The sequence below is a fragment of the Pseudoxanthomonas wuyuanensis genome, from assembly GCF_900215535.1.
Taxonomy (GTDB): domain Bacteria; phylum Pseudomonadota; class Gammaproteobacteria; order Xanthomonadales; family Xanthomonadaceae; genus Pseudoxanthomonas_A; species Pseudoxanthomonas_A wuyuanensis.
The window spans coordinates 289,307-316,062 of the sequence record NZ_OCND01000005.1 but is presented as its reverse complement, the minus strand read 5'-3'; the positions used below and the strand labels follow the sequence as shown (position 1 = coordinate 316,062).

Genomic DNA, 26,756 nt, shown 5'->3' with positions numbered 1-26,756 from the left:
GTCTTCCGAACGTACAGGGATTGGCTGCGATGGCGGCGTTCGAGCCGAAGCGGACATCGGGGCTCAGGAAGTCGTTTCCTCCTTGGATGCGTGCTGCCGGGCGTTCCCGAAGAAACTCGATAAAGCGCTGCCTTTTTGCGGGCAGCAGGCGCGTTTCAACTGAGTGAGGCTTCGCGGACGCCTGCGCAGGCGCTGCGCGCAATGGACGCGTAGGGATTCACGTAGCCGGGAGCGCCAATTGCGTCCGTCTGCGCGGATTTGCTCCAGATAGGAGATGCGAGACTGATGGTAACGTAAATACAATATGGTCACTCGTTGCCCATCTCTTGGGCTGGGCGTAAGCTTCAATCCATGAACGAAGCGACCACCTATCCCGTTTCGGCCCGCGGTCCGGCCGACCACGACGTGCGCGATCAGATCGTTGCCGCAGCTACCGAGCACTTCAGCCGATATGGCTACGGGAAGACGACGGTCTCCGATCTGGCCAAGGCCATCGGCTTTTCCAAGGCCTACATCTACAAGTTCTTCGAGTCCAAGCAGGCCATTGGCGAGATGATCTGCGCGAACTGCCTGCGCGAGATCGAAACCGAAGTCAGGGCGGCCATTGACGAAGCTGAACGGCCGCCCGAAAAGCTGCGGCGGATGTTCAAAGCGGCCGTCGAGGCCAGCATGCGCCTGTTTTTCCGGGACCGTAAGCTCTACGAAATCGCCGCTTCGGCGGCCGGCGAGCGCTGGCAAGCTGCCCTTGCCTATGAAGAACGTATCCAGAACCTGCTGCAGGAGATCCTTCAGGAGGGCCGACAGAGCGGGGATTTCGAGCGCAAAACGCCTCTTGATGAGACCTCGATGGCGATCTATCTGGTCATGCGCCCCTATCTCAACCCGCTGCTGCTGCAGCACAGTTTCGACTACACCGACGAGGCGCCGGCGCAGTTGTCCAGCCTGGTGCTCCGCAGCCTGTCGCCTTGATAAACAAATTTCTGTGACTATTGACTAATTTAGTCACAAGACCCAGTATGCGAGTCCCGATCATCTCGTCGATGGGACTCCCATGCTCCGGCGCCGCCTCGTTGCCTCAACCGTCGTCTGTGTATTGCCGTTTGCCCTGGTCGCATGCGGTGGAAAACCGCAGTCCGATCCGCGCAGCGAAGCGCCAGTGGTGCGCGCCGCCGTCGTCCAAGACGCGCCGTCCGCGTCACGTTCCTTCACTGGAACCGTAGCCGCCCGGGTGCAAAGCGACCTGGGCTTTCGTGTCTCCGGCAAGGTACTGGAACGGCTTGTGGATACCGGGCAAACCGTCAAACGCGGCCAGCCGCTCATGCGTATCGATCCTGCCGATCTGAAGCTTGCCGCTCATGCGCAGCAGCAAGCGGTCGCCGCCGCGCGGGCGCTGGTGCGGCAGACGGCGGCGGATGAAGCCCGCTATCGCGAGCTGCGCGGCAGCGGCGTGGTATCGGCTTCCTCCTACGATCAGATGAAGGCCGCGGCGGATACCGCCACCGCCCAGCTCAGTGCAGCCCAAGCCCAAGCCGAAGTCGCCAGCAATGCGAACCGCTACGCGCAGTTGGTGGCCGATGCCGATGGCGTGGTCATGGAAACGCTGGCCGAACCCGGGCAGGTTGTTGCCGCCGGGCAGGTCGTGGTTCGCGTTGCCCATGCCGGACATCGCGAAGCCGTTATCCAGTTGCCGGAAACCCTGCGCCCGGCGGTCGGTTCCAGCGGACAGGCCACGCTTTTCGGCAAGGCAGGTGCTGCCGTTCCAACCACACTGCGACAGCTCTCGGATGCTGCGGACCCACTGACCCGGACTTTCGAGGCGCGCTATGTGCTTGAGGGAGAACTGGCCAATGCGCCCTTGGGCACCACCGTCACCATCCGGACCCCAAACGGATTGCCTTCGGCGCAGGACGGCTTGCAGGTGCCCATTGGCTCGCTGTTCGACGCCGGCAAGGGGCCGGGCGTGTGGGTCATCAACGGCGAGCCGTCGAAAGTGAACTGGCGGCCGGTCGCGGTCCAGCACCTGGATGATGACGGCGCACGCATCGCCGGTCAGCTCAAGCAAGGCGACCGGATAGTCGCGTTGGGCGCACACCTGTTGCGCGAAGGCGAGCGGGTGCGAGTGGCCGGTCAGGCCGCCGCCGCGGCGACCGATGGAGCCCGTCCGTGAGCGAGGGCCGTTTCAACCTGTCAGCGCTTGCCGTACGCGAGCGATCCGTCACCTTGTTCCTGATCTGCCTGATCTCGTTGGCGGGATTCGTTTCGTTCTTCAACCTGGGCCGTGCCGAAGACCCGGGCTTCACGGTCAAGGTGATGACCATCATCACCGCCTGGCCCGGGGCCACGGCGCAGGAAATGCAGGACCAGGTGGCCGAGAAAATCGAAAAGCGCATGCAGGAGCTGCGCTGGTACGACCGGACCGAGACCTATACCAGACCCGGCTTGGCCTTCACGACGTTGACGCTGCTCGACAGCACTCCGCCTTCCGAAGTGCAGGAACAGTTCTACCAGGCCCGCAAGAAAGTCGGAGACGAGGCAGGCAACCTTCCGTCCGGCGTGATCGGGCCGATGGTCAACGACGAATACGCGGATGTCACCTTTGCCCTGTTCGCGCTAAAGGCCAAGGGCGAACCGCAGCGCCTGCTGGTGCGCGACGCAGAGACATTGCGCCAGAGGTTGCTGCATGTGCCCGGGGTCAAGAAGGTCAACATCGTAGGCGAACAAACCGAGCGCATCTATGTCGAGTTCTCGCATGAGCGGCTGGCGACGCTGGGCGTCAGTCCGCAGGATGTGTTCGCCGCGCTCAACAACCAGAACGTCCTGACGCCGGCTGGATCCGTGGAGGCCAAGGGACCGGAGGTGTTCATCCGCCTGGATGGCGCCTTCGACGAACTGCAGAAAATCCGCGACACGCCGGTGGTGGCGCAAGGCCGCACGCTGAAGCTGTCGGACATCGCCACCGTCAAGCGCGGCTATGAAGATCCGGCGACTTTCATGATTCGCAACGGCGGCGAACCTGCGCTGCTGCTGGGCATCATCATGCGCGAGGGTTGGAACGGTCTTGACCTGGGCGAGGCGCTGGACAGCGAGGTCGATACGATCAACGCCGAACTGCCGCTGGGCATGAGCCTGACCAAGGTCACCGACCAGGCCGTCAACATCAGCGCGGCGGTCGACGAGTTCATGATCAAGTTCTTCGTCGCGCTGCTGGTGGTCATGCTGGTGAGCTTCGTCAGCATGGGCTGGCGCGTGGGCCTGGTGGTTGCCGCCGCCGTGCCGCTGACGCTGGCGGTGGTTTTCGTGGTGATGCTCGCGACCGGCAAGAACTTCGATCGTATCACCCTGGGGTCGCTCATCCTGGCGCTCGGCTTGCTGGTGGACGACGCCATCATTGCCATCGAAATGATGGTGGTGAAAATGGAGGAGGGCTACAGCCGCATCGCCGCCTCCGCCTATGCCTGGAGCCACACCGCTGCGCCCATGCTATCGGGCACGCTGGTCACCGCCGTCGGCTTCATGCCCAATGGCTTTGCCCGGTCCAGCGCGGGCGAGTACACCGGCAACATGTTCTGGATCGTCGGTATTGCGCTCATCGCGTCCTGGGTGGTCGCCGTGATCTTCACCCCCTACCTGGGCGTCAAACTGATCCCCGACTTGAAGAAAGTCGAAGGTGGCCATGACGCGCTCTACGATACGCCACGCTACAACCGATTCCGCCAACTGCTGGAGCGTGTGATCGCGCGCAAGTGGTTGGTCGCTGGCTCAGTCGTGGGCCTCTTCGTCTTGGCCATACTCGGCATGGCGGTTGTCAAAAAGCAGTTCTTCCCGATCTCCGACCGGCCCGAAGTGCTGCTCGAGGTGCAGATGCCCCATGGCACATCGATCACCCAGACCAGCGCTGCTACGGCGAAAGCGGAAGCCTGGCTGGCCAAACAAGAGGAGGCCAAGATCGTCACCGCCTACATCGGCCAGGGTGCGCCGCGCTTCTACTTCTCGATGGGACCGGAGCTACCCGATCCGTCATTTGCCAAGATTGTGGTGCGCACCGATAACGAGGACGAGCGCGAGGCGCTGAAATACCGCCTGCGGCAGGCGATCGCCGATGGTCTCGCCCCGGAGGCCCGCCTGCGCGTGACCCAACTCGTCTTCGGCCCTTACTCGCCGTTCCCGGTGGCCTACCGGGTCACTGGCCCTGATCCGGACCAACTGCGCGGTATCGCGGCCGAGGTGCAGCAGATCATGGAGACCAGCCCGATGATGCGCACGGTCAACGCCGATTGGGGCACACGCACGCCCGCGTTGCACTTCACCTTGCAGCAGGATCGATTGCAGGCCGTAGGGCTGACCTCCAGTGCCGTGGCGCAACAACTGCAATTCCTGCTGACAGGTATACCCATCACCGCGGTGCGCGAGGATATTCGCACGGTGCAGGTCGTCGCACGCTCGGCCGGCGACATCCGTCTCGACCCCGCCAAGTTCGGCGATTTCACGTTGGCCGGCGCCAATGGGCAGCGCATCCCGCTGTCGCAGGTGGGCGAGGTCGACGTGCGCATGGAAGAACCGGTCATGCGGCGCCGTGACCGGATGCCGACGATCACCGTGCGGGGCGACATCGCCGATGGCCTGCAGCCGCCGGATGTGTCGGCGGCCATCACCCGCCAGCTCCAGCCTATCGTGGAGAAACTGCCGAAGGGCTACCGTATCGTTGAGGCCGGTTCCATCGAAGAGTCAGGAAAGGCAACCAAGGCCATGTTGCCGCTGTTTCCCATCATGCTGGCAATCACCCTGCTCATCATCATCCTGCAGGTGCGCTCGATCTCCGCGATGGTCATGGTGTTCCTGACCAGCCCGCTGGGACTGATCGGCGTTGTACCCACCCTGATTCTGTTCCAGCAGCCATTCGGCATCAATGCACTGGTCGGTTTGATTGCGCTGTCGGGAATCCTGATGCGCAACACGCTGATCCTGATTGGGCAGATCGACCACAACATAAAGGCAGGACTGGTTCCGTTCCATGCGGTCGTCGAGGCGACCGTGCAGCGTGCCAGGCCGGTGATCCTGACCGCGTTGGCGGCGATCCTGGCCTTTATCCCGCTGACCTCATCGGTGTTCTGGGGCACGCTCGCCTACACGTTGATAGGGGGCACTTTCGCGGGAACCATCCTGACCCTGGTGTTCCTGCCAGCCATGTACTCCATCTGGTTCAAGATCAAGCCAGTCCCCGCGCACGGCTGAGCCGTCTTTCATCCCAATCACCCAATCGAAGGAACTGCCATGTCCAATTCCAAAGTTGTCCTTGTTACCGGCGTGTCCTCGGGCATCGGGCGCGCCACTGCAGTGAAGTTTGCCAAGCAGGGTTGCCAAGTGTTCGGCACCGTGCGCAATACGGCAAAAGCACAGGCGATACCCGGTGTTGCACTCATCGAGATGGATATCCGCGACGATGCGTCGGTTCAACGCGGAATCCAGGCCGTCATCGCCCAGGCCAAGCGCATCGACGTGCTTGTCAACAGCGCTGGCGTGACGCTGACCGGTGCGACCGAGGAAACGTCGATCGCCGAAGCCCAGATGCTGTTCGACACCAATGTCTTCGGCATCCTGCGCACGACCAAGGCGGTGCTGCCGTACATGCGCGAGCAGCGCTCCGGCCGCATCGTCAACATCAGCTCGGTGCTGGGCTTCCTGCCGGCACCTTACATGTCGCTGTACTCGGCGTCCAAGCACGCCGTCGAAGGGCTGTCCGAAACCCTGGACCACGAGGTTCGCCAGTTCGGAATTCGCGTGGCGCTTGTCGAACCGTCCTTTACCAAGACCAACCTGGATGTCAATGCGCCCCAAACAGCGTCCAGAATCCCCGACTACGGCAAAGAGCTTGGCACCGTTTCCCAGGCAATCCAGAACAACGTGCAAAAAGCGCCCGCGCCCGATGGCGTTGCCGACACCGTCGCCGATGCCGCTTTGGGGGCATGGAAAATGCGGCGTACGCCCAAAGGCGAGGCCTCTCTGTTGGCCAAGTTGCGTCGCTTCATGCCAGCCGGCCCCGTCGAGGCAGGCCTGAGGAAAACGTTCGGGCTTGCCTGAACTCCTCTGGACCCGGGCAGTTTCCGAGGAGCTTCATCGATGGCATTGCCAGCAGCCCTCCCATATCGAAGCAACGTTCCAGGATGTGCAGGTCGACACCGACGGGACTGCAGCGTCGGTTGCGTTCGACTTCGAGTTCCTGCGCGATAAGGACTTCATCAATGTCGGTAGCGAGGACTGGCTGCTGGTCCAGACGGACGCTGGCTGGAAGATCGCATCGGTTGCTTGGTCTCAAATCCCGGGCTTGCGCGCGGTGAAGCTTCTTTTGAGAGCCATCATTCCCACGCGACGCTTGCCATTGAATGCCGCTGTCGATGGCGGGAGCGGTGAAACAAGCGGGTACCGTCAGTCGATAGGCTTGAAGGAGTCAATGCTGCACGCAGTGCGTCACTGGCTTTTCAGCAACCTCAGTTCGAACAGCCTGGCCGTGCGTCGGTCCGGCTGGGCGGACAGTTTGACCGTGATGCCGCGCTCCACAGCGGCGCGGGCCAGGTCGTCTGGCAATACGAACGCGTGGTCGACGAAGGTATCGCGCGGCGAGCCGGGCAGGGTGATGGTGGCGAGCGGGCGGTCGTCCACATGCAAGGCAAAGCCGTCGTTCTGGTCGTCGCCATAGAAGGTCAGCAGTAGCGCGGCGGCGGTATCCGCGGGGGTGCCGGCGGGCGCCTTGAGCCGATAGGACAGCCACTTTCCGCTGTCGCGCCAGTGGCGACCGAGATGGGTGCCTGCGCGCGTGTCCGCTCCGTGGAACTCATGCTCCACTTCCGGTTGCTGTTCGCCGGGCTGCACCCGGTCCAGCGTTTGCGCTTCCCGCGCCTGCCGGGCGCGTTCGTCGGCTTCTATCTGCGCCAGCACTGCCGGGTAGCCGGCCGCCGTGGCGGTGCGCCAGTACGCCATGTAGCGGCTGTCGTGCAGGCGGAAAAAAGGCTCCAGCGTCAGTTCGCGGAACTCGCCGGGCCGGATCAGCTTGCGGGCGCTGAAGGTGAGCGGCCGGCCGGGAACCGGCTCGATGCCCGCTGCGAGCGTCGAACGCTCGCCGATCAGCATGGGTGCGCGATCGAGCGGAAGATAGGGCCCGGGCGCGATGTGGCTGCCGCGTCCGTCGTCGGCAATCAGGCCCTGCAGATCTTCGCTGCCGGTGCGTGCGCCCAGCATGAGCGGGCCATGCGTGACGGCCACGTAGTCCGAGCCATCGGGCAGGTTTTCCACCTGCGTGTGCATGGGCAACCGCAGTTGCACGCGATCGCCATCGGACCAGGTTCGGGTGATGCGCGCATAGGACGAGGGCGACGACGCCAGCGGCCACCGGCGTCCGTTCACGCTTACCTGCAGATCGCCGGCCAGCCAGTGCGGATGGCGCAGCGCCAGGGTGAAGCGCTGCGGCTTGCGCGTCGATACGTGCAACGTCGTCTGCGCTTCATCGGGGAACCGCGTCTGCTGGCGCAGGGTCACCTGGCGCGCGCGCCACTGCAGCGTCGAGGCCATGTACAGGTTGACCGCCAGCGTGTCGCCGTCGTGCGTATAGGCGAACGCGCCGTGGCGGCCGGGATTTTCCATGCCGGTGCCGACGCAGCACCAGAAGCACTGTTGCGGCTGCGAGTACACGCGGTAGTGGCGCGGGCGGATGGGGGTGAAGTAGACCAGTCCGCCGTGTTCGGGATGCTGGCTGGACAGGATGTGGTTGAACAGCACGCGCTCGTAGAAATCGGCGTAGCGCGCCTGCGGATCCAGCCTGTGCAACAGCAACGTCAGGCGCAGCATGTTGTAGCTGTTGCAGGTTTCCGGGCCTTCGCGCGATTCCACCATCGGGCGGAAGTCGTCGGCCGGATTGAAGTGCTCGCGCACGCTGTTGCCGCCGAAGGCGATGCTGCGCCGCTGCGAGACGATTTCCCAGAAGAACTTAGCCGCATCGATCCAGCGCGGGTCGCCATCGAGCTCGCCGATGCGGGCGAAGCCGATCACCTTGGGTATCTGGGTGTTGGCATGCAATCCGTCCAGGCGATCCTCGCCGCGCAGCAGCGGGTCGAGGATGGCGCGATGGCTGAAGCGGCGGGCAAGGGCCAGGTAGCGCCGGTCGCCGGTGATGGCGGCGACATCGGCCAGCACTTCGTTCATGCCGCCATGCTCGGTTTCCAGCAGGCGCTGCATCTGTGTCTCGTCCAGCCCGGACACCAGCCGCTGCGCCCAGTCGGCGAAGTCGATCAGCATGTCGCGGGCGGGCCGCATGTCCGCCAGCAGCCAGGCATCGCGCAGGCCCGCGAATGTCTTGTGCAGGTTGTAGAACGGCACCCAGGCGCCATCCAGGCTGAAGCCGTGGGCGTCGAAACCGCCCGCGGCAACACGCTCCCACAGTTGCCGGCTGCCGGGCACGCCACCGACGTAGCCGTTGCCATTGCTGCGCTGGCATTCGGCCAGTTCGCCGATCATGTAGGCCAGACGTTCGCGCATGGCCGCGTTGCCCCGGGCCGCTTCCTGCGCCAGTGCGCTCAGGTAGTGGCCGGCGGTGTGGCCTTCCAGCCCCATCGATTCCCAGTTGGGATACTTCGCCGCACGTGGCGTCAGCGCGGCCTCGATGCGGAAGGGCGCCAGCAGGCGATCGGCGTCCAGGGCGGCCAGATAGCGCAGGTTCACCGCATGGGAATGCGCAAACACCCCATCGCCCAGCGCGATGTCGCCCAGCGGAAAGACCTGCGCGCGCGCCGCACCGCCGGACAGCGCCCAGCCGAAGCCGGGAAGCGCCGGAAGCGTAGCCGCCAAAACGGCGCTGGCCATGAATTTTCGCCGACCGTTGTCCAAGAGAGCGTTCCTGATAGAGAAGTGATGACCGAACCGGCGAGAGAATCGCCTGAGGCATGCGATCGAACCGGCCGCCCGCGCTCAAGCGCCAGCGCCGCCGTCATTCTCTGCCGGGCATGAAGGGCAATCCAATGCCAATCCGGGCATCGGGCGATTCCTTATGCGCAGGGCTGCTTCCAGGCCCAACCCGCAGAGCCTGCTTCCACTTGATGGGATGACGCTCCGGCGCGCATCCGGGAACGGCGCGGCCTGGTCGGGATTGATGGCACGCCCTGGGTCCGGGGATGCGGGGGCATGGGCCTGTCCCGGCACGGGTACGGATTCGTCGCAGGAGAAATGGCGCGCCCGGAGGGGTGAGAGGCCGCGTCTGCACGCCACTGGCGTGCGCGGCATCGAACGCCTGAGCGCAATGCGCGAAGGCCGGGAATCACGATGAAGTGCCATCGAAGATGGCGCGCCCGGAGGGGTGAGAGGCCGCGTCTGCACGCCATTGGCGTGCGCGGCATCGAACGCCTGAGCGCAATGCGCGAAGGCCGGGAATCACGATGAAGTGCCATCGAAGATGGCGCGCCCGGAGGGGTGAGAGGCCGTGTCTGCACGCCATTGGCGTGCGCGGCATCGAACGCCTGAGCGCAATGCGCGAAGGCCGGGAATCACGATGAAGTGCCATCGAAGATGGCGCGCCCGGAGGGATTCGAACCCCCGACCAATGGCTTCGGAAGCCACTACTCTATCCGGCTGAGCTACGGGCGCACGGGAGGCGCATTCTAACGGGAAACGGCGCGTTTGGCCCGTTTTATGTTCGAGCCGCCTTGCCGCTGCCGACGCGCGCGCCAATCCGGGCGGCCTGCTAACCTGATCCGATGGGTTACGAACGCTATGAATCCGCTCCGCAACCGCGCTGGCGCGAACGTCTGGGGCAGTACTGGAAACTGGTCCGCGGCGACCGCCCGATCGGCGTGCTGCTGCTGCTGTGGCCGACCTGGTGGGCGCTGTGGCTGGCCGCGGGCGGGGTACCGGATCTGTGGACGCTGTTCGTGTTCACCGCCGGGGTGTGGCTGACCCGTTCGGCCGGCTGCGTCATCAACGATTACGCCGACCGCTGGCTGGACCCGCAGGTCGAACGCACGCGCGGGCGGCCGCTGGCCACCGGCGCGGTGTCCGGGCGCGAGGCGCTGCTGGTGTTCGCGGCGCTGATGCTGGTGGCCTTTGCGCTGGTGCTGACGCTGAACCGGTTGACCGTGTACCTGAGTTTCGCCGGCCTGTTCCTGGCCGCCAGCTATCCGTATCTGAAGCGCTACACCTATCTGCCGCAGGTCTACCTGGGGTTGGCGTTCGGCTGGGGCATTCCGATGGCGTTCGCGGCGGTGCAGGGGGAAGTGCCGCCGCTGGCGTGGGTGCTGTACGGGGCCAACATCCTGTGGGCCACCGCCTACGACACCTGGTACGCGATGGTCGACCGCGACGACGACATCCGCGCCGGGTCCAAGTCCACCGCCATCCTGTTCGGCGACATGGACCTGGTGATCCAGGGCGTGCTGTACGCGGCCGTGCTGTTCGCACTGGTCCTGGTCGGCCGCCAGGCCGGACTGGGTGTCTATTACTGGGCCGGCCTGGGCGCGGCTGCGCTGCTGGCGGCGTGGGAATTCCGGATGGCGCGCCGGCGCGACCGCGACGGCTGCTTCCGGGCATTTCTGCATAACCACTGGATCGGCGTGGCGGTGTTTGCCGGCATCGCCCTGGATTCCGCTCTGGGCGGTTAGCGGCTGTCCCCACCACTTCTTGCGAGGATTGCCCAATGAAGAAACTGCTCTGCTGGCTGGTCTTCACCGCGCTGGCCGTGCCGGCGTTCGCGGGCGAGGCGCCGCCCTCGCGCGAGCACCTGGCGCCGCCAGGCTGGGAAGGCTCCTATCACGGCATCCACTATTCCCCGGTGGTGAAGATCGGCGACCGGGTCATCGTGTCGGGCATCCCGGCCATAGAGGGCGACAACGACGAGGCCAAGGTCCGCTGGATGTTCAACCAGTTGCAGCGGCACCTGGAGCAAGCCGGGGCGACGCTGGAGGATGTGGTCGAGCTGACCAGCTTCCATGTCGCCCGCGATCACGCCGAATTCCGCGAGCGCATCGAGCCGGTGCTGCGCGTGCACCGCGAGTTCTTCAAGGACCACTACCCGGCGTGGACGGCGGTGGGTACCTCGGCGCTGTTTTCGGTCGATGCGCCGATGGAACTGCGCGCCGAAGCGGTCATCGGTTCCGGGCGCGCGCCCAGGGCGGATATTCCGCAACCTGAGCGCAAGCCTGCGGCGCAGCCCTGACCGCCAGGCCCCTGTTCCGAAAGGCGTCACGGCACCCGCGCGCAGACCCAGGCATCCACCCGCGCCACTCCGGCCCGGCGCAGAACCTTGGCCGCCGCATGCAGGGTGGCGCCGGTGGTCATCACATCGTCGATCAGGGCGACGTGATCGGGCAGCTGCGCCTGCGCACGGACGGCGAACGCGCCACGCAGGTTGCGCCGGCGCGCGGCGGCATCGAGTTCGGATTGCGCGGCGGTGGCGCGGGTGCGCAACAGGGCGTCGGCCATCAGCGGCAACGCAAGCGCGCGCGCCAGCGGTTTGGCCAGTTCCAGCGCCTGGTCGTAGCCGCGCTGGCGCAGCCGTGCGGCATGCAGCGGCACCGGCATCAGCGCCTGCGGCCGCGGCGCTGCGGCCAGCGCCTGCGCCATCAGCCCGGCCATCAAGCGGCCGGCAGCCAGGTCGCGGTGGAATTTGAAGCGCGGCACCAGCCGGTCCAGCGGAAACCCGTAGACGAAGGCGGCATGGGTCTGGCTGACCGGCGGCGGCGTTTGCAGGCAGGCGCCGCACACGCCGGATTCCGCCAGCGGGATGGCGCAATGGCGGCAAGCGTCGCCGCTCCAGGGCAGCATTTCGGTACAGTTGCCGCACAAATCGCGGCCGTTGGCGCCGCGTTCGCCGCATAACAGGCAGCGCGGTGCGAACAGCCAACGCTGGGCAGTGGCCAGCCAATTGTCAACTTTGAAAGCATCCATGCGGTTGACAGTCTTGCTTCCGGTTTCCAGACTTCCCGGACTTTACCGCCGCGAGCCCGCGATGTCCGCCCCAGCCCCCGTTTCTTCCGACCTCCGCCACGACTGGCAGCGCGGCGAACTGCTGGCGCTGTTCGAGCTGCCGTTGCCCGAACTGCTGCACCGCGCCGCCAGCGTCCACCGCCAGCACTTCGACCCGGCGCAGGTGCAGGTGTCCACGCTGCTGTCGGTCAAGACCGGCGGCTGCCCGGAGGACTGCGCCTATTGCCCGCAGGCGCAGCGCTACGACACCGGCGTGCAGGCGCAGAAGTTGATGGACACCGCGGCGGTGCTGGAAAAAGCCCGCCAGGCCAAGGCCGCCGGCGCCTCGCGCTTCTGCATGGGCGCGGCCTGGCGCAGCCCCAAGGACCGCGACATCCCCAAGGTGGCCGAAATGATCCGCGAAGTGAAGGCGCTGGGCCTGGAAACCTGCGCCACCCTGGGCATGCTGAAGGCCGATCACGCCCACGCGCTGAAGGATGCCGGGCTGGACTACTACAACCACAACCTGGATACCGCGCCGGACTTCTACGGCGACATCATCCACACCCGCGACTACCAGGACCGGCTGGACACGCTGGAACACGTTCGCGACGCCGGCATGAAGACCTGCTGCGGCGGCATCGTCGGCATGGGCGAATCGCGCGAACAGCGCGCCGGCCTGCTGCAGGCGCTGGCCAACCTGCCGGCGCATCCGGATTCGGTGCCGATCAACCGGCTGGTGCAGGTGGCCGGCACGCCGCTGCACGGCACCGCAGAGCTGGACCCGTTCGAGTTCGTCCGCACCATTGCGGTGGCGCGCATCGCCATGCCGCGCTCGATGGTGCGGCTGTCGGCCGGCCGCGAAAGCATGAGCGACGAGCTGCAGGCGCTGTGTTTCCTGGCCGGGGCCAATTCGATTTTCTACGGCGAGAAGCTGCTGACCACCGGCAACCCCGACGTCGAGCGCGACCAGGCGCTGTTTGCCCGGCTGGGCCTGCGGCCGATGCCGGTGCAGATGGAAAACATGCACGACGGTCACAGAAACGACGGACCCGGCAGCGGTACGGTGCACGCTGACATCACCGAACCCGCGCCGCTGTGCGGACGGGCGGCGTAGTCGGGGTTGTAGACAGGGGGCTGGGACAGCGAACATAAGAACCTGTTCAAAGTCTTGCTGCGCTTGCCATATGGCGCGCGTGCGGTGCTCGAAATGCTCATGTACCTGGACGTACACTGCGCTTTCTGCGCTCCGCCACGCACCGTATGGCTGCGCTCGCGACAGACTTTGAACAGGTTCCGAGGCCTGCGCATCGGCGCAATGGCCTCGGCGCCGCTGTCCGCGTTGGTGCCTGCCGGTATGCAGCCTGATCGATCCCCACCCCTGCAGCCCAGGCATCCGTTCCCATGACCCGTCCCGACATCCAGCAACGCCTCCTGGCCGCGCGCAAGCAACGCATCGCCCAGGGCCGCGCGCGCGTTCGCCGCAGCATCGGCCGCCGCGACGGCGTGCGGGTCGAGGTCAACGGCCGCTGGCTGACCGAATTCAGCGGCAACGACTACCTGGGCCTGGCCCAGCAGTTCGAAGTGATCAACGCGCTGCAGGACAGCGCCGCGCGCGATGGCGCCGGCGCCGGCGCCTCGCACCTGGTCAGCGGCCACTATGCGGTGCACGATGCGCTGGAGCGCGACATTGCCCAATGGTTGGAATACCCGCGGGCGCTGCTGTTCGGCAGCGGTTTCCTGGCCAACCTGGCCGTGCAGCAGGCGCTGCTGGAAGACGGCGACGTCTGCGTGCAGGACCGGCTCAATCACGCCAGCCTGATCGACGCCACCCGCCTGGCCGGCTGCAAGCTGCGCCGCTACCCGCACCTGGACCCGGAAGGCGCGCTGCGCCAGCTCAAGCAGGCCCCCGAGGGCGCAGCGATGCTGGCCACTGACGGCGTCTTCAGCATGGACGGCGACGTGGCGCCGCTGCGCGCGCTGAGCCTGGTGGCGCGCATGCAGCAGGCGCTGTTCTACGTCGACGATGCGCACGGCATCGGCGTGCGCGGGCCGGAAGGCCGCGGCAGCGTGGCCGAAGCGCGGATGAGCGCGGCCGATGTGCCGCTGCAACTGATCACGCTGGGCAAGGCGCTGGGCGGCTATGGTGCGGTCGTGGTGGGCAATGAGGATCTGATCCAGCACCTGTCCGAAACCGCGCGGCCGTACATCTACACCACCGCGCTGCCGCCGGCACAGGCCGCAGCCACCCGCGTGGCCGTCAAACACGCGCGGCGCGATCAATGGCGCCGCGAAAAGCTGATGGAACTGGTCGAGCGCTTCCGCGGTGCGGCCCAGCGCCGGGGCCTGGAACTGATGGCGTCCGAATCGCCGATCCAGCCGGTGCTGTGCGGCGAGGACACCAACGCGCTGGCGCTGTCGTCGGCGCTGGAAAGCGCCGGTTTCCTGGTTCCGGCCATTCGTCCGCCGTCCGTGCCCGAAGGCAAGGCGCGGCTGCGGGTGACGCTGTCGGCGCTGCATTCGGCGCAGGAAGTCGATGCGCTGGTCGAAGTGCTGGCGCGCTCCTGGGACGCGGTGCAGCGTATCCGCGCGGTGGCGTGACCGCACCCGGCGCCGAGCAACTGCTGGTCCGGCGACCAGTCTGGCAGGCGCTGTCGGATCTCTATCTGGACACCGATGTCGACGCGCTCCACGCGCGCGTCGCACGCGTGCTTGCGCAGTCGCCGTATTCGCTGGACGTGCTGTGGCGGATCCTGCGCGATGAAGTGCATCCGGCGCTGCGCTACAACCTGTCCGGCGTGGCCGGCGAGTGGGCCGGATTCGACCCCGGCTGGCTGGCCGACCGGATCGTCCGCCGGCTGGCGCGGCCGCGTTGGCGGCGGCCGTTCGGCTGCCTGTTCTGCGGCTACCCGCGGCAGCAGTGGAGGATCCTGGCGCCGTTGATCCAGCGCGAGCGCGGGGCCGGGTAGCGCCGCGCCGCCGGTGCGCCGCCCAGGCGGCGCCTGTCCGCCCCGCATGAGGGCGTTGCCGCCGACGCCGCGCGGCGGATCGGCGACAATAGCGCCATGCATATCGAAGTCACAGGCAGCGGCCCGCCGCTGGTGCTGATCCACGGTTGGGCGTTGCATGGCGGGGTGTTCGCCCCGCTGGTCGAACGGCTGTCGGCGCATCATCAACTGCATCTGGTCGACTTGCCCGGCCATGGTCGCAGTCGCGACGCCGGAATACCGCTGGCGCTGGAGCCGGCCGCAAACGAAATCCTGGCGCGCACGCCGCCGGCGGTCTGGCTGGCCTGGTCGCTGGGCGGCCTGTTCGCGTTGCAGGCCGCCGCGCTGTCGCCGCAGGTGCGCGGACTGGCGATGATTGCGGCCACGCCGCGCTTCGTCCGCGGCCAGGATTGGACTCACGCGGTCGAGCCGGCGGTGTTCTCGCAGTTCGGCAGCGAACTGCAGCAGGACTATCGCGGCACGCTGGAACGCTTCCTGGCGTTGGACACCATCGGCTCGGAACACGCACGCGCCGAACTGCGCACGTTGAAGCAGACGCTGTATGCCCGCGGCGAGCCGGCGCCGGTCGCCTTGCAGCAGGGGCTGGGACTGCTGGAACAAAGCGATCTGCGCGCTGCGCTGCCGGCGTTGTCGGTGCCCAGCCTGTGGATTTCCGGCCGCCGCGACCGGCTGGTGCCGCCGGCCGGCATGCGCGAAGCCGCTGCGCTGGCGCCGCAAAGCCGCTACCTGGACATCGCCAGTGGCGGCCACGCGCCGTTCCTGGGCCATGCCGACCAGGTGGCGCAGGAAGTGCAAAAGTTCATGCACAATCTCCAGATCCCTGCTGTGGGAGCGACGTGAGTCGCGACTGATTAGTGGTGAAAGCCTGACCATTTTCCATCCGGACGCGCTGCGGCGCGCTCGTCATCGCGCACGCTGCGTGCTTCGCGCGGCGCCATCGCGACTCACGTCGCTCCTACATGACAGTTCCAGAACTATTCCGCCAATGACCCGTACCTTCGACCAACGCCATATCCGCCGCGCTTTTTCGCGTTCCGCCGGCAGCTACGACGCGGCGGCGGCGTTGCAGCACGAGGTCGAAAAACGCCTGCTGGAATCGCTGGACTATCTGGGCGAGCGCGTGCCGCAGGTGTTGCTGGATGTCGGCAGCGGCCCGGCGCATGCAGCCGCGGCGATGCGCAAGCGCTGGCCGCGCGCGCAGGTGATCGCGCTGGATCTGGCGCTGCCGATGCTGCGCCAGGCGAAGAAGCAGGCCGGCTGGTGGAAGCCGTTCGCGCGCGTCTGCGCCGACGCGCGCGCGCTGCCGCTGGCCGAGGCCAGCGCCGATGTGCTGTTCACCAACCTGTGCCTGCAGTGGGTCGAGGATCTACCGGCGGTGTTCGCCGGCTTCCGCCGCGTGCTGAAGCCGGGCGGGCTGTTGCTGTGCTCCACCTTCGGTCCGGAGACGCTGCACGAACTGCGCGAGTCCTTCGCCCAGGCCGATGCCGTGCCCCACGTCAGTCCGTTCGCGCCCATCGCCCAGTTCGGCGATGCGCTGATGATGTCCGGCTTCCGCGACCCGGTGCTGGACCGCGATCGTTTCACCTTGACCTATGACGATCTGCCGGCGCTGATGCGCGAGCTGCGTGCGATGGGTGCGACCAACGCGCTGCACAACCGCCGGCATACGCTGACCGGACGCGCGCGTTTTGCCGCCGCCACCGCGGCCTACGAAACGTTCCGCGGCGCCGACGGCAGGCTGCCCAGCACCTGGGAAGTCATCTATGCCCACGCCTGGGCGCCGCCGCCGGGCGCGCCGATCCGCGGGCAGGGCGAGGAAATCGCCGCGGTGCCGTTGTCGTCGATTCCGATCCGGCGCCGGGCGGAATGACGCGGCAAGCGTCGCGGTTCACCTTCCCCACTCGCTGCGGCTCGTTATGCCCGGCGCGTGCTCAAGAGTTATCGGGCGCCACCTGGCGCAACCAGTCCTGCAGGTTGTAGTAGTTGCTCACCCGTGCGATGCGGTCGTCGCGGATCTCGAAGAACGCGCCGCCGGGCAGCACATAGCGCTGGCCGTTGGCCGGCGGCAGGCCTTCGTCGGTGTGCCGGTACTGGCCATGCACGACGTATTCGGCAGCGGCGCGGTTGCCGTCCAGCGACGCCAGCACCACGATGTCGCGCAACTGTTCGCTGTAGCTGGCGTTCATCCGTTGCAGGAACGCGGCAAAGGCCTCGCGCCCCACCTCGCGCGCGCCCTGGTTCAGATCGTGGGCCACGTCGTCGCTCAGCAGCGCCAGCATGCCGTCCCAGTTGCCGCGGTTGAACGCGGCGTAGTAGGTCAGCACCAGCTCGGTGGTGCGGTCCTGTTTGCGGTTGCCGTCGATCTTCATTGTCGTGGCTCGGGTCTGGCAGGAACCGATCATCATACCCGCGCCGGACTCAGCGAGGTTCGGCAAAGCGGTCGCGATGGAAGAAGTACATCTCCGCCAGCAGGAAGCGCCAGCGGGTGGCGAATGTGCGGAAACGGCTGGTGGGGGTGGGCGAGCCCAGCGCGTCGATGCCCACTTCGCGGCCGACGCGCAGCGCGCGGGCCATGTGCAGCGGGTCGCTGACGATGATGGCACGGTGCAGATCGTGGGTCTGCATCAGCAGCGCGGCCTGGCGCAGGTTGTCGCGGGTGTTGCGCGAAACCGATTCGATCAGGATCGCCTCGTCCGGCACGCCCTGCCGCAACGCATAGCGGCGGCCGACCTGCGATTCGGAAAAGCGCGCAGCGGCGCCGCCATAGCCGCCGGTGAAGATGATCCTCGGCGCCAACCCGCGCTTGTACAGGTCGATGCCATGGCGCAGGCGCTCCTCGAATACCGGCGAGGGCTTGGCATCGTAGGCGGCGGCGCCAAGCACGATGATCACATCGGCCGGCGCGGCCTGGTCGCGCTGGCCGACCAGGCTGATGTAGCCGGCCACGCCGGCCAGCCATAGCAGTATCAACAGCAGCAGGCGCCACAGCCAGCGTCCCAGCCCGGCCTTGCGCCGCCGCCGCGCCGTGCTCACGCGCGGCTCCACGGCAGGGCATCGAGATCGACATTGCCGCCGGACAGGATGACGCCGACCCGCTGTCCGGCGAAGCGCTCGCGCTGCGCCAGGACCGCGGCCAGCGCAATTGCCGAGGACGGCTCCACCAGCAGCTTCAGGCATTGCCAGATCAGCCGCATCGCGGCGATGGTATCGGTGTCGTCGACCACCGATACCTCGACCGCATGCGCTTGCAGCACGCGGAAATTCGGTTCGCCCAGCGTGCCGCGCAGGCCGTCGCAGATCGTATCGGGGGTGAAATCGGGCTGGCGCGTGCCCGTGGCCAGCGAACGCGCGGTATCGGCCGCGCCGGACGGTTCGGCGCCATGCACCCGGCAATCCGGCGCCAGTGCCGCTGCGGCAATCGCGCTGCCGGCCAGCAGGCCGCCACCGCCCACCGGGGCCACCAGCGCGTCCAGCGGACCGGCGCCGTTGAACAGTTCCAGCGCCGCGGTGCCCTGGCCGGCAATGACATGAAAGTCGGTGTACGGGTGCACCAGCGTGGCGCCGGTCTGCCGTTGCACCTCTGCGCAGGCCTGTTCGCGCGCGGCGATGGTGGCGGCGCAGCGGTGCAGCGTCGCGCCATAGCGCTGAATCGACGCCAGTTTCGCCGCTACGGCGCCTTCCGGCGCCACGACATGGCAGGCGATGCCGCGGGTACTGGCGGCCAGCGCCAGCGCGGCGCCGTGATTGCCCGAGGAATGCGTGACCACGCCGTTGCCGGCTTCGGCTTCGGGCAGCGCCCAGACCGCGTTGCAGGCGCCGCGGAACTTGAACGCGCCACCGCGTTGCAGCGGTTCGGCCTTGAAATGCAGCCGGCAGCCGGCCAGCGCATCCAGCGTCCGCGAACGCAGCACCGGGGTGGCCTGGGCGTGCGGCGCGATGCGCGCAGCGGCGGCCAGGATGTCGTCGAAGACAGGCAGGGGCAGGGGCATAGCAAAAGGTTAACGCATGCGACGCCGTCTGCCCGGTGTCGCGGTGCCCGGTCGGTTGCCGGAAGGCCAGACTGGCCGCGGCCTGAGCGGGTTTTTCCGGGCCGGGGAGGTTAAGCACGGATTCAATGCCCGGGGCCGATGCTGCAAGGGCTTTGAAAACAGGGGGTAGCTACCGCCATGAACAAGAAAGTCCTGCTGGCCGCCGTGTTCGCCACCGCCCTGAGCGGTTGCGCGACCTATGACTACGCCGGCGGCAGCGCGCCTGGCGGTTACTACCACGGTCGTCCGACGACCGAGTATTACGGCCCCTACTACGGCGGCTATGGCTACCCCGGCACCAGCATCTATATCGGGTCCGGCTATGGCTACTACGGCTACTCCCGTTACCCGTACTACGGGCACTACAACCCGTATTACCCGTACTACCCGCCGCGTTACCGGCCACCGCGTCCGCACGACCCCGGCCACGGGCAGAAACCGCCCAAGCCGCCCACCGGCAGCGGCAACCGGGCGCCGCCGTGGCGCGACCCCACCAATGGCGCCTGGCGCGAATCCGGGCAGGTGATGATTCCGCCACGCCATGAGAATCGGGTTACCCCGGCGCCCAGCGCGCCGCGGGTGCGCAGCGAGGTCCGGCCACCGACATCTCCGGCGCCCCGCCAGGCACCGCCCGCCCGGGTGGAGCGCTCGCAACCGGCGGTGCGGAGCCAGCCGCGGAGCAGCAATCCGCGCGGAATACGCGTTCAGGAGCCCTAGAGGCCATGGAAAACGGCCTGTTGGCGCGCTCAAGGGCGGCCTGGACACAGCGCCAAACCTAACGGAAGGGGCCTCGAATCCTGGCTATTGCTTTGCGGCGCCGGCAGTCGCAAGCTAGCTAGCAGGAGTTGACCGGTTGCGTCGCTTTCTGACGTAACTGGACAATACAAGCTTCAATGTCGACGTTCGGTGGGGAAATCTGGATCCCCCCTGTTCCGGCCCCGCCGGACGTCGGCGCCAGACAAAAGCCCGGCAATGCCGGGCTTTTTTACGGGTGGCGCGGTATTCTTGCGGGCATAAAAAAGGGCCGGCAGTCCCCCGACTACCGGCCCCGGCATCCCCGACGTGCGCCTGGCTGGCCCCTGTTCCAATTCCAACCCGCGCCCCTGGTCGCTTGCCACATCGGGTGCCAGCTGGGTGAAGCAGAAAGCGTGCCAACTTTGCCGGTTGTGCGGCTTCGCCGGCTTGCCCACTACCGAACCACGCAGCCGGGCGCTGCCCGCCGTTTCCATCCAATGACTGCCATGAACCCGTCTTTCCACCAGTACCAAGTGATCATCATCGGCGGCGGCCATGCCGGCACCGAGGCCGCGCTGGCGGCCGCGCGCGCCGGCGCACGCACGTTGCTGCTGACCCACAACGTGGAAACCGTGGGCGCGATGAGCTGCAACCCGGCCATCGGTGGCATCGGCAAGGGCCATCTGGTCAAGGAAATCGATGCACTGGGCGGGGCGATGGCGTGGGCGGCCGACCGTGCCGGCATCCAGTGGCGCACGCTCAATGCTTCCAAGGGGCCGGCGGTACGTGCGACCCGTTGCCAGGCCGACCGTGCGCTGTACCGCAGCGCGATCCGCACGGCGGTGGAATCGCAGCCCAATCTGACCCTCTTCCAGGCCGCGGTCGACGATCTGATCATCGACAACGGCAGCGTACGCGGCGCCATCACCCAGACCGGGCTGCGCTTCGAGGCACCGGCGGTGGTGCTGACCGCCGGCACCTTCCTGGCCGGCAAGATCCATGTCGGCGAGACCCAGTACGCGGCCGGCCGCGCCGGCGACCCGCCGGCCACCGCGCTGGCGCACAGGCTGCGCGAAGGGCTGTTCGTGGTCGACCGGCTGAAGACCGGCACGCCGCCGCGCATCGATGGCCGTTCGCTGGACTATTCGGTGATGGAGGAACAACCGGGCGACAGCCCGTTGCCGGTGATGTCGTTCATCGGCGATGCGGCCGCTCATCCGCGCCAGGTCTCGTGCTGGATCACCCATACCAGCGAGCGTACCCACGAGATCATCCGCAACGCGCTGCACCGTTCGCCGCTGTACAGCGGCCAGATCGAAGGCATCGGCCCGCGCTACTGCCCGTCCATCGAAGACAAGGTGGTGCGCTTCGCCGAAAAGGCCAGCCACCAGATCTTCGTCGAGCCCGAAGGCCTGGACGTGGCCGAGATCTACCCCAATGGCATCTCCACTTCGCTGCCGTTCGATGTGCAGCTGGATCTGGTGCGCAGCATCCGCGGCATGGAAAACGCGCACATCACCCGGCCAGGCTACGCCATCGAATACGACTTCTTCGATCCGCGCGGGCTGAAGTCCTCGCTGGAAACCAAGGCGGTGTCCGGGCTGTTCTTCGCCGGCCAGATCAACGGCACCACCGGCTACGAGGAAGCGGCCGCGCAGGGCCTGATCGCCGGCCTCAACGCCGCGCGCTTCGTACAGCAGGAAGAGCCATGGTCGCCGCGCCGCGATCAAGCCTATATCGGCGTGCTGATAGACGACCTGATCACCCACGGGACCAGCGAGCCCTACCGCATGTTCACCAGCCGCGCCGAATACCGGTTGCAGCTGCGCGAGGACAATGCCGACGCGCGCCTGACCGCTATCGGCCGTTCGCTGGGACTGGTCGATGATGCGCGCTGGGCCAGCTTCGAAGCCAAGCGCGAAGCGGTGGCGCAGGAAACCGGCCGCCTGCGCGCGCTGTGGGCCACGCCTGCCAACGCGCTGGGCCGCGAACTGGAAGCGGCGCTGGGCGTGGCGGTCAGCCGCGAAACCAACGTGCTGGACCTGATCAAGCGGCCGGAACTGGACTACGCCAAGCTGATGCAGGTGCCGGCGCTGGGGCCGGGCGTGGCCGATGCCAAAGTGGCCGAGCAGGTGGAGATCGGCATCAAGTACGCCGGCTACCTGGACCGCCAGCGCGGCGAAATCGAACGCCAGCAGCGCCATGAGAGCACGCCGATTCCCGAAGCGTTCGACTACGCCGGCGTGCGCGGCCTGTCGGCCGAAGTGCAGCAGAAGCTCGAACGCGTGCGTCCGCAAACGGTGGGCCAGGCCCAACGCATCCCCGGCATGACGCCGGCGGCGATCTCGCTGCTGCTGGTGCACCTGGAGCGCGCAAGGCGCAGCCGGGTGGCGTAGGTGCCTGTAGGAGCGACGTCAGTCGCGACCGCGCGTGTCGGATGCGCCTAGAGCACGTTCGTTCACGATCCGGGCGCGCTGCGGCGCGTTCATCGCCGTGCGCCGCAGATTGCCATCGGGGCGCGGTCGCGACTGACGTCGCTCCCATAACAGGACTGCGCCGGTGCGGCGTTCATTCCGCGCCTGGATGCCGCGCCTTCCACGCCGCCAGTCGCTCGCGGTAATGCTGCATCTGTTCGGCGTAAAGGTCGAATACGCAGATCGGGCAGCCGCTTTCGCAGCAATCGCTGGCCAGCGGCCGCTCGGGTTCCAGCGGGCGTGGGTCATCCGGATCGTCGGTGGCCGTGGGCGAGCTCAATCGGCCTGCATTTCCTGCAACAGGTGCGGCGCCGGGTAGACCTTGGCCATCAGCCAGCGCATGTAGCGCAGGTCGACGTGGACGGCGCGCTTGTAGCGCGGGTCGAACATCCAGCTGGCGCTGACCGCTTCCCAGTTGCTGTCGAAGTTCAGGCCGATCAGTTCGCCGCGCGCGTTGAGCACCGGCGAGCCGGAATTGCCGCCGGTGGTGTCCAGGTTGGTCAGGAAGTTGACCGTCTGCGTTTTCAGCGCCGGATCGGCGGTGCCGGCGAAATCGCCGTTGGCGATGGCATCCAGCAGCGGCCTGGGCGCATCGAACGGGACTGCGCCGGTGTTCTTCTCGACAATGCCGTCCACCGTGGTCACTGGCGTGTAGATCACGCCGTCGCGCGGCGAGAACCCATCGACCTTGCCGTAGCTGATGCGCAGCGTGCCGTTGGCATCGGGGTACAGTGCGCGGCCCTGTTGCTGGCGCCAGGCGAACAAGGCGCGCATATAGGCCGGGCGCAGGCGCAGTTGTTCGCCGTCGCGGGTCTTGCGTTCCTGCTCCAGCCTCAGCTGCGCGGGCACCAGCCTGATGGCCAGGTCGATCAGCGGGTCGGCGGCCAGCGGCCGGCCTTCGCGCGCGGCGGCAAAGCGCGACAGGCGCGCGGCTTCGTCGCCCAGCGTGGTGCCGGCATACAGCGCATCGAGCGACTTCTTCAGCGCCGCCGGCGTGCGCCCGAAGGCGACGTCGAACTCCGGCAGCCGCTGCGCGTCGGGCAGTTGCTGATAGCGGGCCAGCAACACGGTAAGCAACTGCTTTTCCACGGCCGGAGCATAGCGGCGCTGCACCTGTTTCAGGATGCCTTCGATCAAGGCATGGTCGCGCGCCTGGTATCCCGATTCGCGTTCGGCATCGGGCTTGGCCGACTCCAGGCGCAGGCGCTCGAGCGTGATTGCCGTGCGCATCAGCTGGGTCTGCGAACCGAACAGGCCCAGCAGCAGTTCGCGTTCGCGCACGGCCGAACCTTCCGCCAGCGCCGCGGCCAGCGCGTCGATGCCGGCGCGTTCCTTCGCGGCGGCGGCGGTCTCCAGCATGCCGCGCTCGTCCTCCGCGCGGACCTGCACCGCATGGCTGCGGCGCAGGCCTTCCAGCTCGCCCGCCGCCCGCTTGCTGCCGTTCTTCAGCGACTGCAGCTGCGCGGCGTAGCGCGTGCGCGCTTCGGCATCGGCCGCACCGGCGGACTCGATGACCCCAATGAGCTGATCGAACACGGCCACCCGCTGCGGCAAGGTCCAGTTGACCTGCTCATCGAACTCGGCGGCGGTGCGGTGGCGATAGGTGACGCCGGGGTAGCCGGCCAACATGGCGAAATCGCCGGCCTTGGGGCCATCGCCGGCCAGCCGCAGATGCGCCGGCGCGCGGTAGGGCACGTTGTCGGGGCTGTAGGCGGCCGGTTTGCCGTCCGGACCGACGTAGGCGCGCAGCAGGGTGAAATCGCCGGTATGGCGCGGCCACATGAAGTTGTCGATCTCATCGCCGTAGTTGCCGATGGCGCGCGGCGGCGCATACACCAGGCGCACATCGCGCAGTTCCAGCTGCTTGATGCGGTAGAAGTCGGTGCCGTAGTACATGTTGGCCACGCTGCAGCGCATGCCCGCTTCCTGCTCGCATTCGGCGATGATGGCCTTGCTGGCGCGGTCCACGGCGTCGAAGTACTCGCGTCCGCGTTTGCCCGTGGCCGCACCGAGCACGGTGTCGGTGACCTTGTCGAAGCCCACCGTCACCAGCACCCGGTAATCCGGATTGGCCGGCAGCTCGGCGGCGCGGTCGGCGGCGATGAAACCGTTGTCGATGAGGTTGTTGTCCGGTTTGCTGTTGTACTGGATGACGCCGTAGGCGACGTGGTGATTGGTCAGCAACAGGCCGGCATCGGAAACGAACGAGCCTGTGCCGCCGCCGACCCGCACCACCGCGCTGAGCGGGGCGGCGGTCAGGTCCGCCAGCGCCGCGGGCCGACCCTTGAAGCCGGCATTGCGCAGCGGCTTGGCCAGTTCGGGCATCTGCGCCGGCAGCCACATGCCTTCGTCGGCATGGGCGGGCAGGGACAGGGCAATGCCCAGGGTCAGCAGCGAAAGCGGATTGAAACGGGGCATCGGCAGGTTCCGGACGGCGGCAGCGGACGAAGATAACGGCCGCGCGGAGCCGGGGCAATGCGCGCGGTCCGATCAGCAGGGTGCATGCGGCGGCACGGGCTGTCCCATCGCGTCGATACGCGGTCGATCCGGCCCGCTGCGCCGCTCCCGCGCAATCCATCGTTGCGGGACCGGTTCAATCGCCCAGTCGCACGGGTTTTCCCAGAAACTGTCCATAGCGGCGTACGCAATCGCCAATGGCGCGCAGCTCGGTTCTCTTCAACGTACGCAGCGGTTGCAGTTCCAGCGCAACACATTCCTTGCCGATGCTGCGTTTCCACGTCGCCGCAACACGGCCATCGATGACGATCACCGGGTTGTACAGGCCGTTGACGCCGATCACCTGGCGCGCGATGGCCGGATCCAGCGCGGCGCTGCGGTCCTTGTAGGCGATCAGGTACTCGTCGAAGGCCGGCAACAGATGCACCGCTGGCGCAGGGTGCGGTTCGGCATCGGCGGCGAACCAGTAGTCGCGGCCATCCAGGTTGGTTTTCTGCAGCTGTTGCGCCGCCGCCTGTAGGCCGCGCCTGGCGTCGGTCACGGTGAGGCCGGACCAGTTGGAGAAATCCTGCACGGTGGCCGGGCCGCGGCTGCGGAAATAGCGCAGCGCCAGTTCCGTCAGCGCCTGCTCGCGCGGCAGATCGCGGGACTGCGGCGCCCATTCGCGCAGCAGCGCAAAGGTCGGTTGCCGGCCCTCGCGCGGTCCCTGGCAGAGCACGCCCTGTTGGGCAAGCAGACCCAGGATGTGCAGGCCGCGCTGCTGGCCGGTGGCGATGCCGGCGGTTTCCAGCACCTCGTACAGCGCGCTGCGGGTCAGGCGGCGGCCGCCTTCCAGGGCCCGGCTCAGCACGTCCGCGCAAAGTCCGGCCAGCCGCTGGTCCAGCCCGTATTCGCGTTGCCGCCGCGCCGCATCCAGCGCGATCACCCGCGATGCCATCAGCGCCAGCATCCAGCGCACATCGGCGGCGGTGAGCAGATGCAGGGTGCCGCGCATCGGCCAGGTGCGGATGATTTCGCCGCGGGCGATGGCCGCTTCCACGTCGGCCTCGCTGGCGCCCGCCGTGCGCAGGCCAACCGCCCACAGCGCGGCGTGGTAGTCCTGCGCCTGCACAGCGCCAAGCCGGGCAACGGTGTCGGCCACCGTTGCGGCCTGCGGACTGGCGATACCCTGATGATGCAGGCGCATTGCGGTCAGTCGCTGCGGGGTCATCGGAACATCCTGCCGGCGCTGGGGCGCTTTCGTATCGAGCTTCCGCTCATCCTGGCGCGGGCCGAAAGCTCTTCAACAGCCGAAAGGGTGATCACCCGGCGACTTTCCGTCATCCCGGGTTCAAGGCACTGGGTCCCGGCCTGCGCCGGGATGACGAATCTGTCGTGAATGGACACCGAAGCGCTCCGGCCGTGGTCAGCGCACCAGTTCGAAGACCGCATGCACGCTTTCGCTGTAGTCCACGGTGGGCTGCAGGTAGCGGCCGGTTTCCAACCGCGAACCAGTCACCTGGATACGATCCAGCGTGGTGGCGCCCCAGCCATCGGCAGTGCGCGAGTTGATGCTATCGATGCTGTAGACCTGGCCGAGCCGGGTGCCGAAGGCCTTGGCCATCTCTTCACCCTTTTCGCGCGCGCTGGCCACGGCCTTGCGTTTGGCCTCAACGCGCAGTTCGGCCGCGCGCGAAGACTCGAACGAAACCTGTGAGATATCGCTGGCACCGACGGACAGGCAGAAGTCGAGGAATTCGTTCAAGCGATCCAGATCCTTCAATATCATGCCGACACGGCGTCCGGCGACATGACCGTTGGAGATGCGCCGGCCCTTGTCGTCGTAGTCGACATCCTCGCTGACGTTCAGATCCGAGGCATGGATATCCTTCTCGGCGATACCGAAGCGTTCGCTGCCCGCCAGCAGAGCGTTCACCTGACGATCGACCGTCTGCTTGGCAGGCAGCGGCTGGCTGGCACGCTGCTCAAAGCCGACGCTTACCCGCGCGCTATCCGGCGTCACCGTCACCTTGCCCTCGCCGGCCACCACGATATGCGGGCCGTCCGGCAGGGGCGTACCCGCCATCGCCACGCAAACGACCATCATCAACACCAGTCCCAGAACTGCGCGCATG

At 67.1% G+C, this 26,756-nt stretch carries 22 protein-coding genes and 1 tRNA gene; 13 read left to right on the top strand and 10 right to left on the bottom strand.

Translation table 11 applies throughout. The features are described 5' to 3' along the window. Positions 1–351: 351 nt before the first annotated feature. The 4 genes from CRO39_RS12455 (at position 352) to CRO39_RS12440 (ending at position 6,078) form a co-directional block, all read left to right on the top strand. Complete coding sequence (locus CRO39_RS12455; RefSeq protein ID WP_097122262.1) at positions 352–969, top strand: TetR/AcrR family transcriptional regulator; 618 nt, start codon at positions 352–354, stop codon at positions 967–969. 82 nt (positions 970–1,051) lie between these two features. Then, positions 1,052–2,167, top strand: coding sequence for an efflux RND transporter periplasmic adaptor subunit (locus CRO39_RS12450; RefSeq protein WP_097122261.1), 1,116 nt, complete (start codon positions 1,052–1,054; stop codon positions 2,165–2,167). Then, entirely contained in the window at positions 2,164–5,232 is a 3,069-nt protein-coding gene (locus CRO39_RS12445; RefSeq protein ID WP_097122260.1) for an efflux RND transporter permease subunit, read from the top strand. Before CRO39_RS12450 ends, CRO39_RS12445 begins: the two co-directional genes overlap by 4 nt. A gap of 39 nt (positions 5,233–5,271) precedes the next feature. After that, positions 5,272–6,078 (top strand): oxidoreductase, encoded by an 807-nt coding sequence (locus tag CRO39_RS12440; protein WP_097122259.1) that lies wholly within the window; start codon positions 5,272–5,274, stop codon positions 6,076–6,078. 387 nt (positions 6,079–6,465) lie between these two features. Here the strand turns inward: CRO39_RS12440 and CRO39_RS12435 are convergent, their stop codons facing one another. Together CRO39_RS12435 and CRO39_RS12430 are read right to left on the bottom strand one after the other, a co-directional pair. Continuing rightward, positions 6,466–8,850: a glycoside hydrolase family 127 protein gene (locus tag CRO39_RS12435; RefSeq protein ID WP_097122258.1), complete on the bottom strand. Its 2,385-nt coding sequence runs from the start codon at positions 8,848–8,850 to the stop codon at positions 6,466–6,468. A 700-nt stretch (positions 8,851–9,550) separates the two neighbouring features. Further along, positions 9,551–9,627: transfer RNA gene (locus CRO39_RS12430), tRNA-Arg, on the bottom strand. Between the two features lie 110 nt (positions 9,628–9,737). Between CRO39_RS12430 and ubiA the strand changes: the two genes are divergently transcribed. Both ubiA and CRO39_RS12420 read left to right on the top strand, forming a co-directional pair. Next, positions 9,738–10,637 carry a 4-hydroxybenzoate octaprenyltransferase gene (ubiA, locus tag CRO39_RS12425; protein ID WP_097122257.1) on the top strand — a complete coding sequence of 300 codons (900 nt, stop codon included), beginning with the start codon at positions 9,738–9,740 and terminating at the stop codon, positions 10,635–10,637. A gap of 35 nt (positions 10,638–10,672) precedes the next feature. Then, complete coding sequence (locus tag CRO39_RS12420) at positions 10,673–11,191, top strand: Rid family hydrolase (protein WP_097122256.1); 519 nt, start codon at positions 10,673–10,675, stop codon at positions 11,189–11,191. 26 nt (positions 11,192–11,217) lie between these two features. On the opposite strand, the gene CRO39_RS12415 is transcribed toward CRO39_RS12420, so the two are convergent. Further along, entirely contained in the window at positions 11,218–11,922 is a 705-nt protein-coding gene (locus tag CRO39_RS12415) for a ComF family protein (RefSeq protein ID WP_097122255.1), read from the bottom strand. A 61-nt stretch (positions 11,923–11,983) separates the two neighbouring features. On the opposite strand from CRO39_RS12415, the gene bioB reads away from it, so the two are divergent. The 5 genes from bioB (at position 11,984) to bioC (ending at position 16,818) form a co-directional block, all read left to right on the top strand. Then, a complete protein-coding gene (bioB, locus tag CRO39_RS12410; RefSeq protein WP_097122254.1) occupies positions 11,984–13,057 on the top strand; it encodes a biotin synthase BioB in 1,074 nt (357 codons plus the stop codon). A gap of 287 nt (positions 13,058–13,344) precedes the next feature. Then, positions 13,345–14,541 (top strand): 8-amino-7-oxononanoate synthase, encoded by a 1,197-nt coding sequence (gene bioF / locus CRO39_RS12405; protein ID WP_097122253.1) that lies wholly within the window; start codon positions 13,345–13,347, stop codon positions 14,539–14,541. Beyond that, complete coding sequence (locus CRO39_RS12400; RefSeq protein ID WP_176520202.1) at positions 14,538–14,909, top strand: DUF7079 family protein; 372 nt, start codon at positions 14,538–14,540, stop codon at positions 14,907–14,909. The genes bioF and CRO39_RS12400 overlap by 4 nt, the downstream gene beginning before the upstream one ends. A 96-nt stretch (positions 14,910–15,005) precedes the next feature. Further along, positions 15,006–15,788: a pimeloyl-ACP methyl ester esterase BioH gene (gene bioH / locus CRO39_RS12395; RefSeq protein ID WP_097122252.1), complete on the top strand. Its 783-nt coding sequence runs from the start codon at positions 15,006–15,008 to the stop codon at positions 15,786–15,788. A gap of 145 nt (positions 15,789–15,933) precedes the next feature. Further along, positions 15,934–16,818: a malonyl-ACP O-methyltransferase BioC gene (gene bioC, locus CRO39_RS12390; protein WP_097122251.1), complete on the top strand. Its 885-nt coding sequence runs from the start codon at positions 15,934–15,936 to the stop codon at positions 16,816–16,818. Positions 16,819–16,879: 61 nt separating this feature from the next. Here bioC and CRO39_RS12385 read toward each other — a convergent pair whose 3' ends face one another. From CRO39_RS12385 to CRO39_RS12375, 3 genes are read right to left on the bottom strand one after another with little or no spacing between them, the layout of a single operon-like run. Further along, entirely contained in the window at positions 16,880–17,317 is a 438-nt protein-coding gene (locus CRO39_RS12385; protein WP_097122250.1) for a ketosteroid isomerase-related protein, read from the bottom strand. A 49-nt stretch (positions 17,318–17,366) separates the two neighbouring features. Then, a complete protein-coding gene (locus CRO39_RS12380; protein WP_097122308.1) occupies positions 17,367–17,981 on the bottom strand; it encodes a YdcF family protein in 615 nt (204 codons plus the stop codon). After that, positions 17,978–18,937: a pyridoxal-phosphate dependent enzyme gene (locus CRO39_RS12375; protein ID WP_097122249.1), complete on the bottom strand. Its 960-nt coding sequence runs from the start codon at positions 18,935–18,937 to the stop codon at positions 17,978–17,980. Before CRO39_RS12375 ends, CRO39_RS12380 begins: the two co-directional genes overlap by 4 nt. Positions 18,938–19,114: 177 nt before the next feature. Here CRO39_RS12375 and CRO39_RS12370 point away from each other — a divergent pair, with 177 nt between their 5' ends. Then, a complete protein-coding gene (locus CRO39_RS12370) occupies positions 19,115–19,693 on the top strand; it encodes a hypothetical protein (protein ID WP_097122248.1) in 579 nt (192 codons plus the stop codon). A gap of 524 nt (positions 19,694–20,217) precedes the next feature. Next, complete coding sequence (mnmG, locus tag CRO39_RS12365; protein ID WP_097122247.1) at positions 20,218–22,107, top strand: tRNA uridine-5-carboxymethylaminomethyl(34) synthesis enzyme MnmG; 1,890 nt, start codon at positions 20,218–20,220, stop codon at positions 22,105–22,107. Between the two features lie 172 nt (positions 22,108–22,279). Here the strand turns inward: mnmG and CRO39_RS12360 are convergent, their stop codons facing one another. From CRO39_RS12360 to CRO39_RS12345, 4 genes are all read right to left on the bottom strand, one after another. Beyond that, the gene (locus CRO39_RS12360) at positions 22,280–22,465 is read right to left on the bottom strand and encodes an oxidoreductase-like domain-containing protein (protein ID WP_097122246.1); all 186 of its coding nucleotides are present in this window, start codon (positions 22,463–22,465) and stop codon (positions 22,280–22,282) included. Then, a complete protein-coding gene (locus tag CRO39_RS12355) occupies positions 22,462–24,603 on the bottom strand; it encodes a S46 family peptidase (protein WP_238394634.1) in 2,142 nt (713 codons plus the stop codon). Before CRO39_RS12355 ends, CRO39_RS12360 begins: the two co-directional genes overlap by 4 nt. Before the next feature lie 175 nt (positions 24,604–24,778). Beyond that, complete coding sequence (locus CRO39_RS12350; RefSeq protein WP_097122245.1) at positions 24,779–25,852, bottom strand: winged helix DNA-binding domain-containing protein; 1,074 nt, start codon at positions 25,850–25,852, stop codon at positions 24,779–24,781. Between the two features lie 195 nt (positions 25,853–26,047). Beyond that, on the bottom strand, positions 26,048–26,755 hold the full coding sequence (locus CRO39_RS12345; RefSeq protein ID WP_097122244.1) for an SIMPL domain-containing protein: 708 nt from the start codon (positions 26,753–26,755) through the stop codon (positions 26,048–26,050). Position 26,756: the final 1 nt, after the last annotated feature.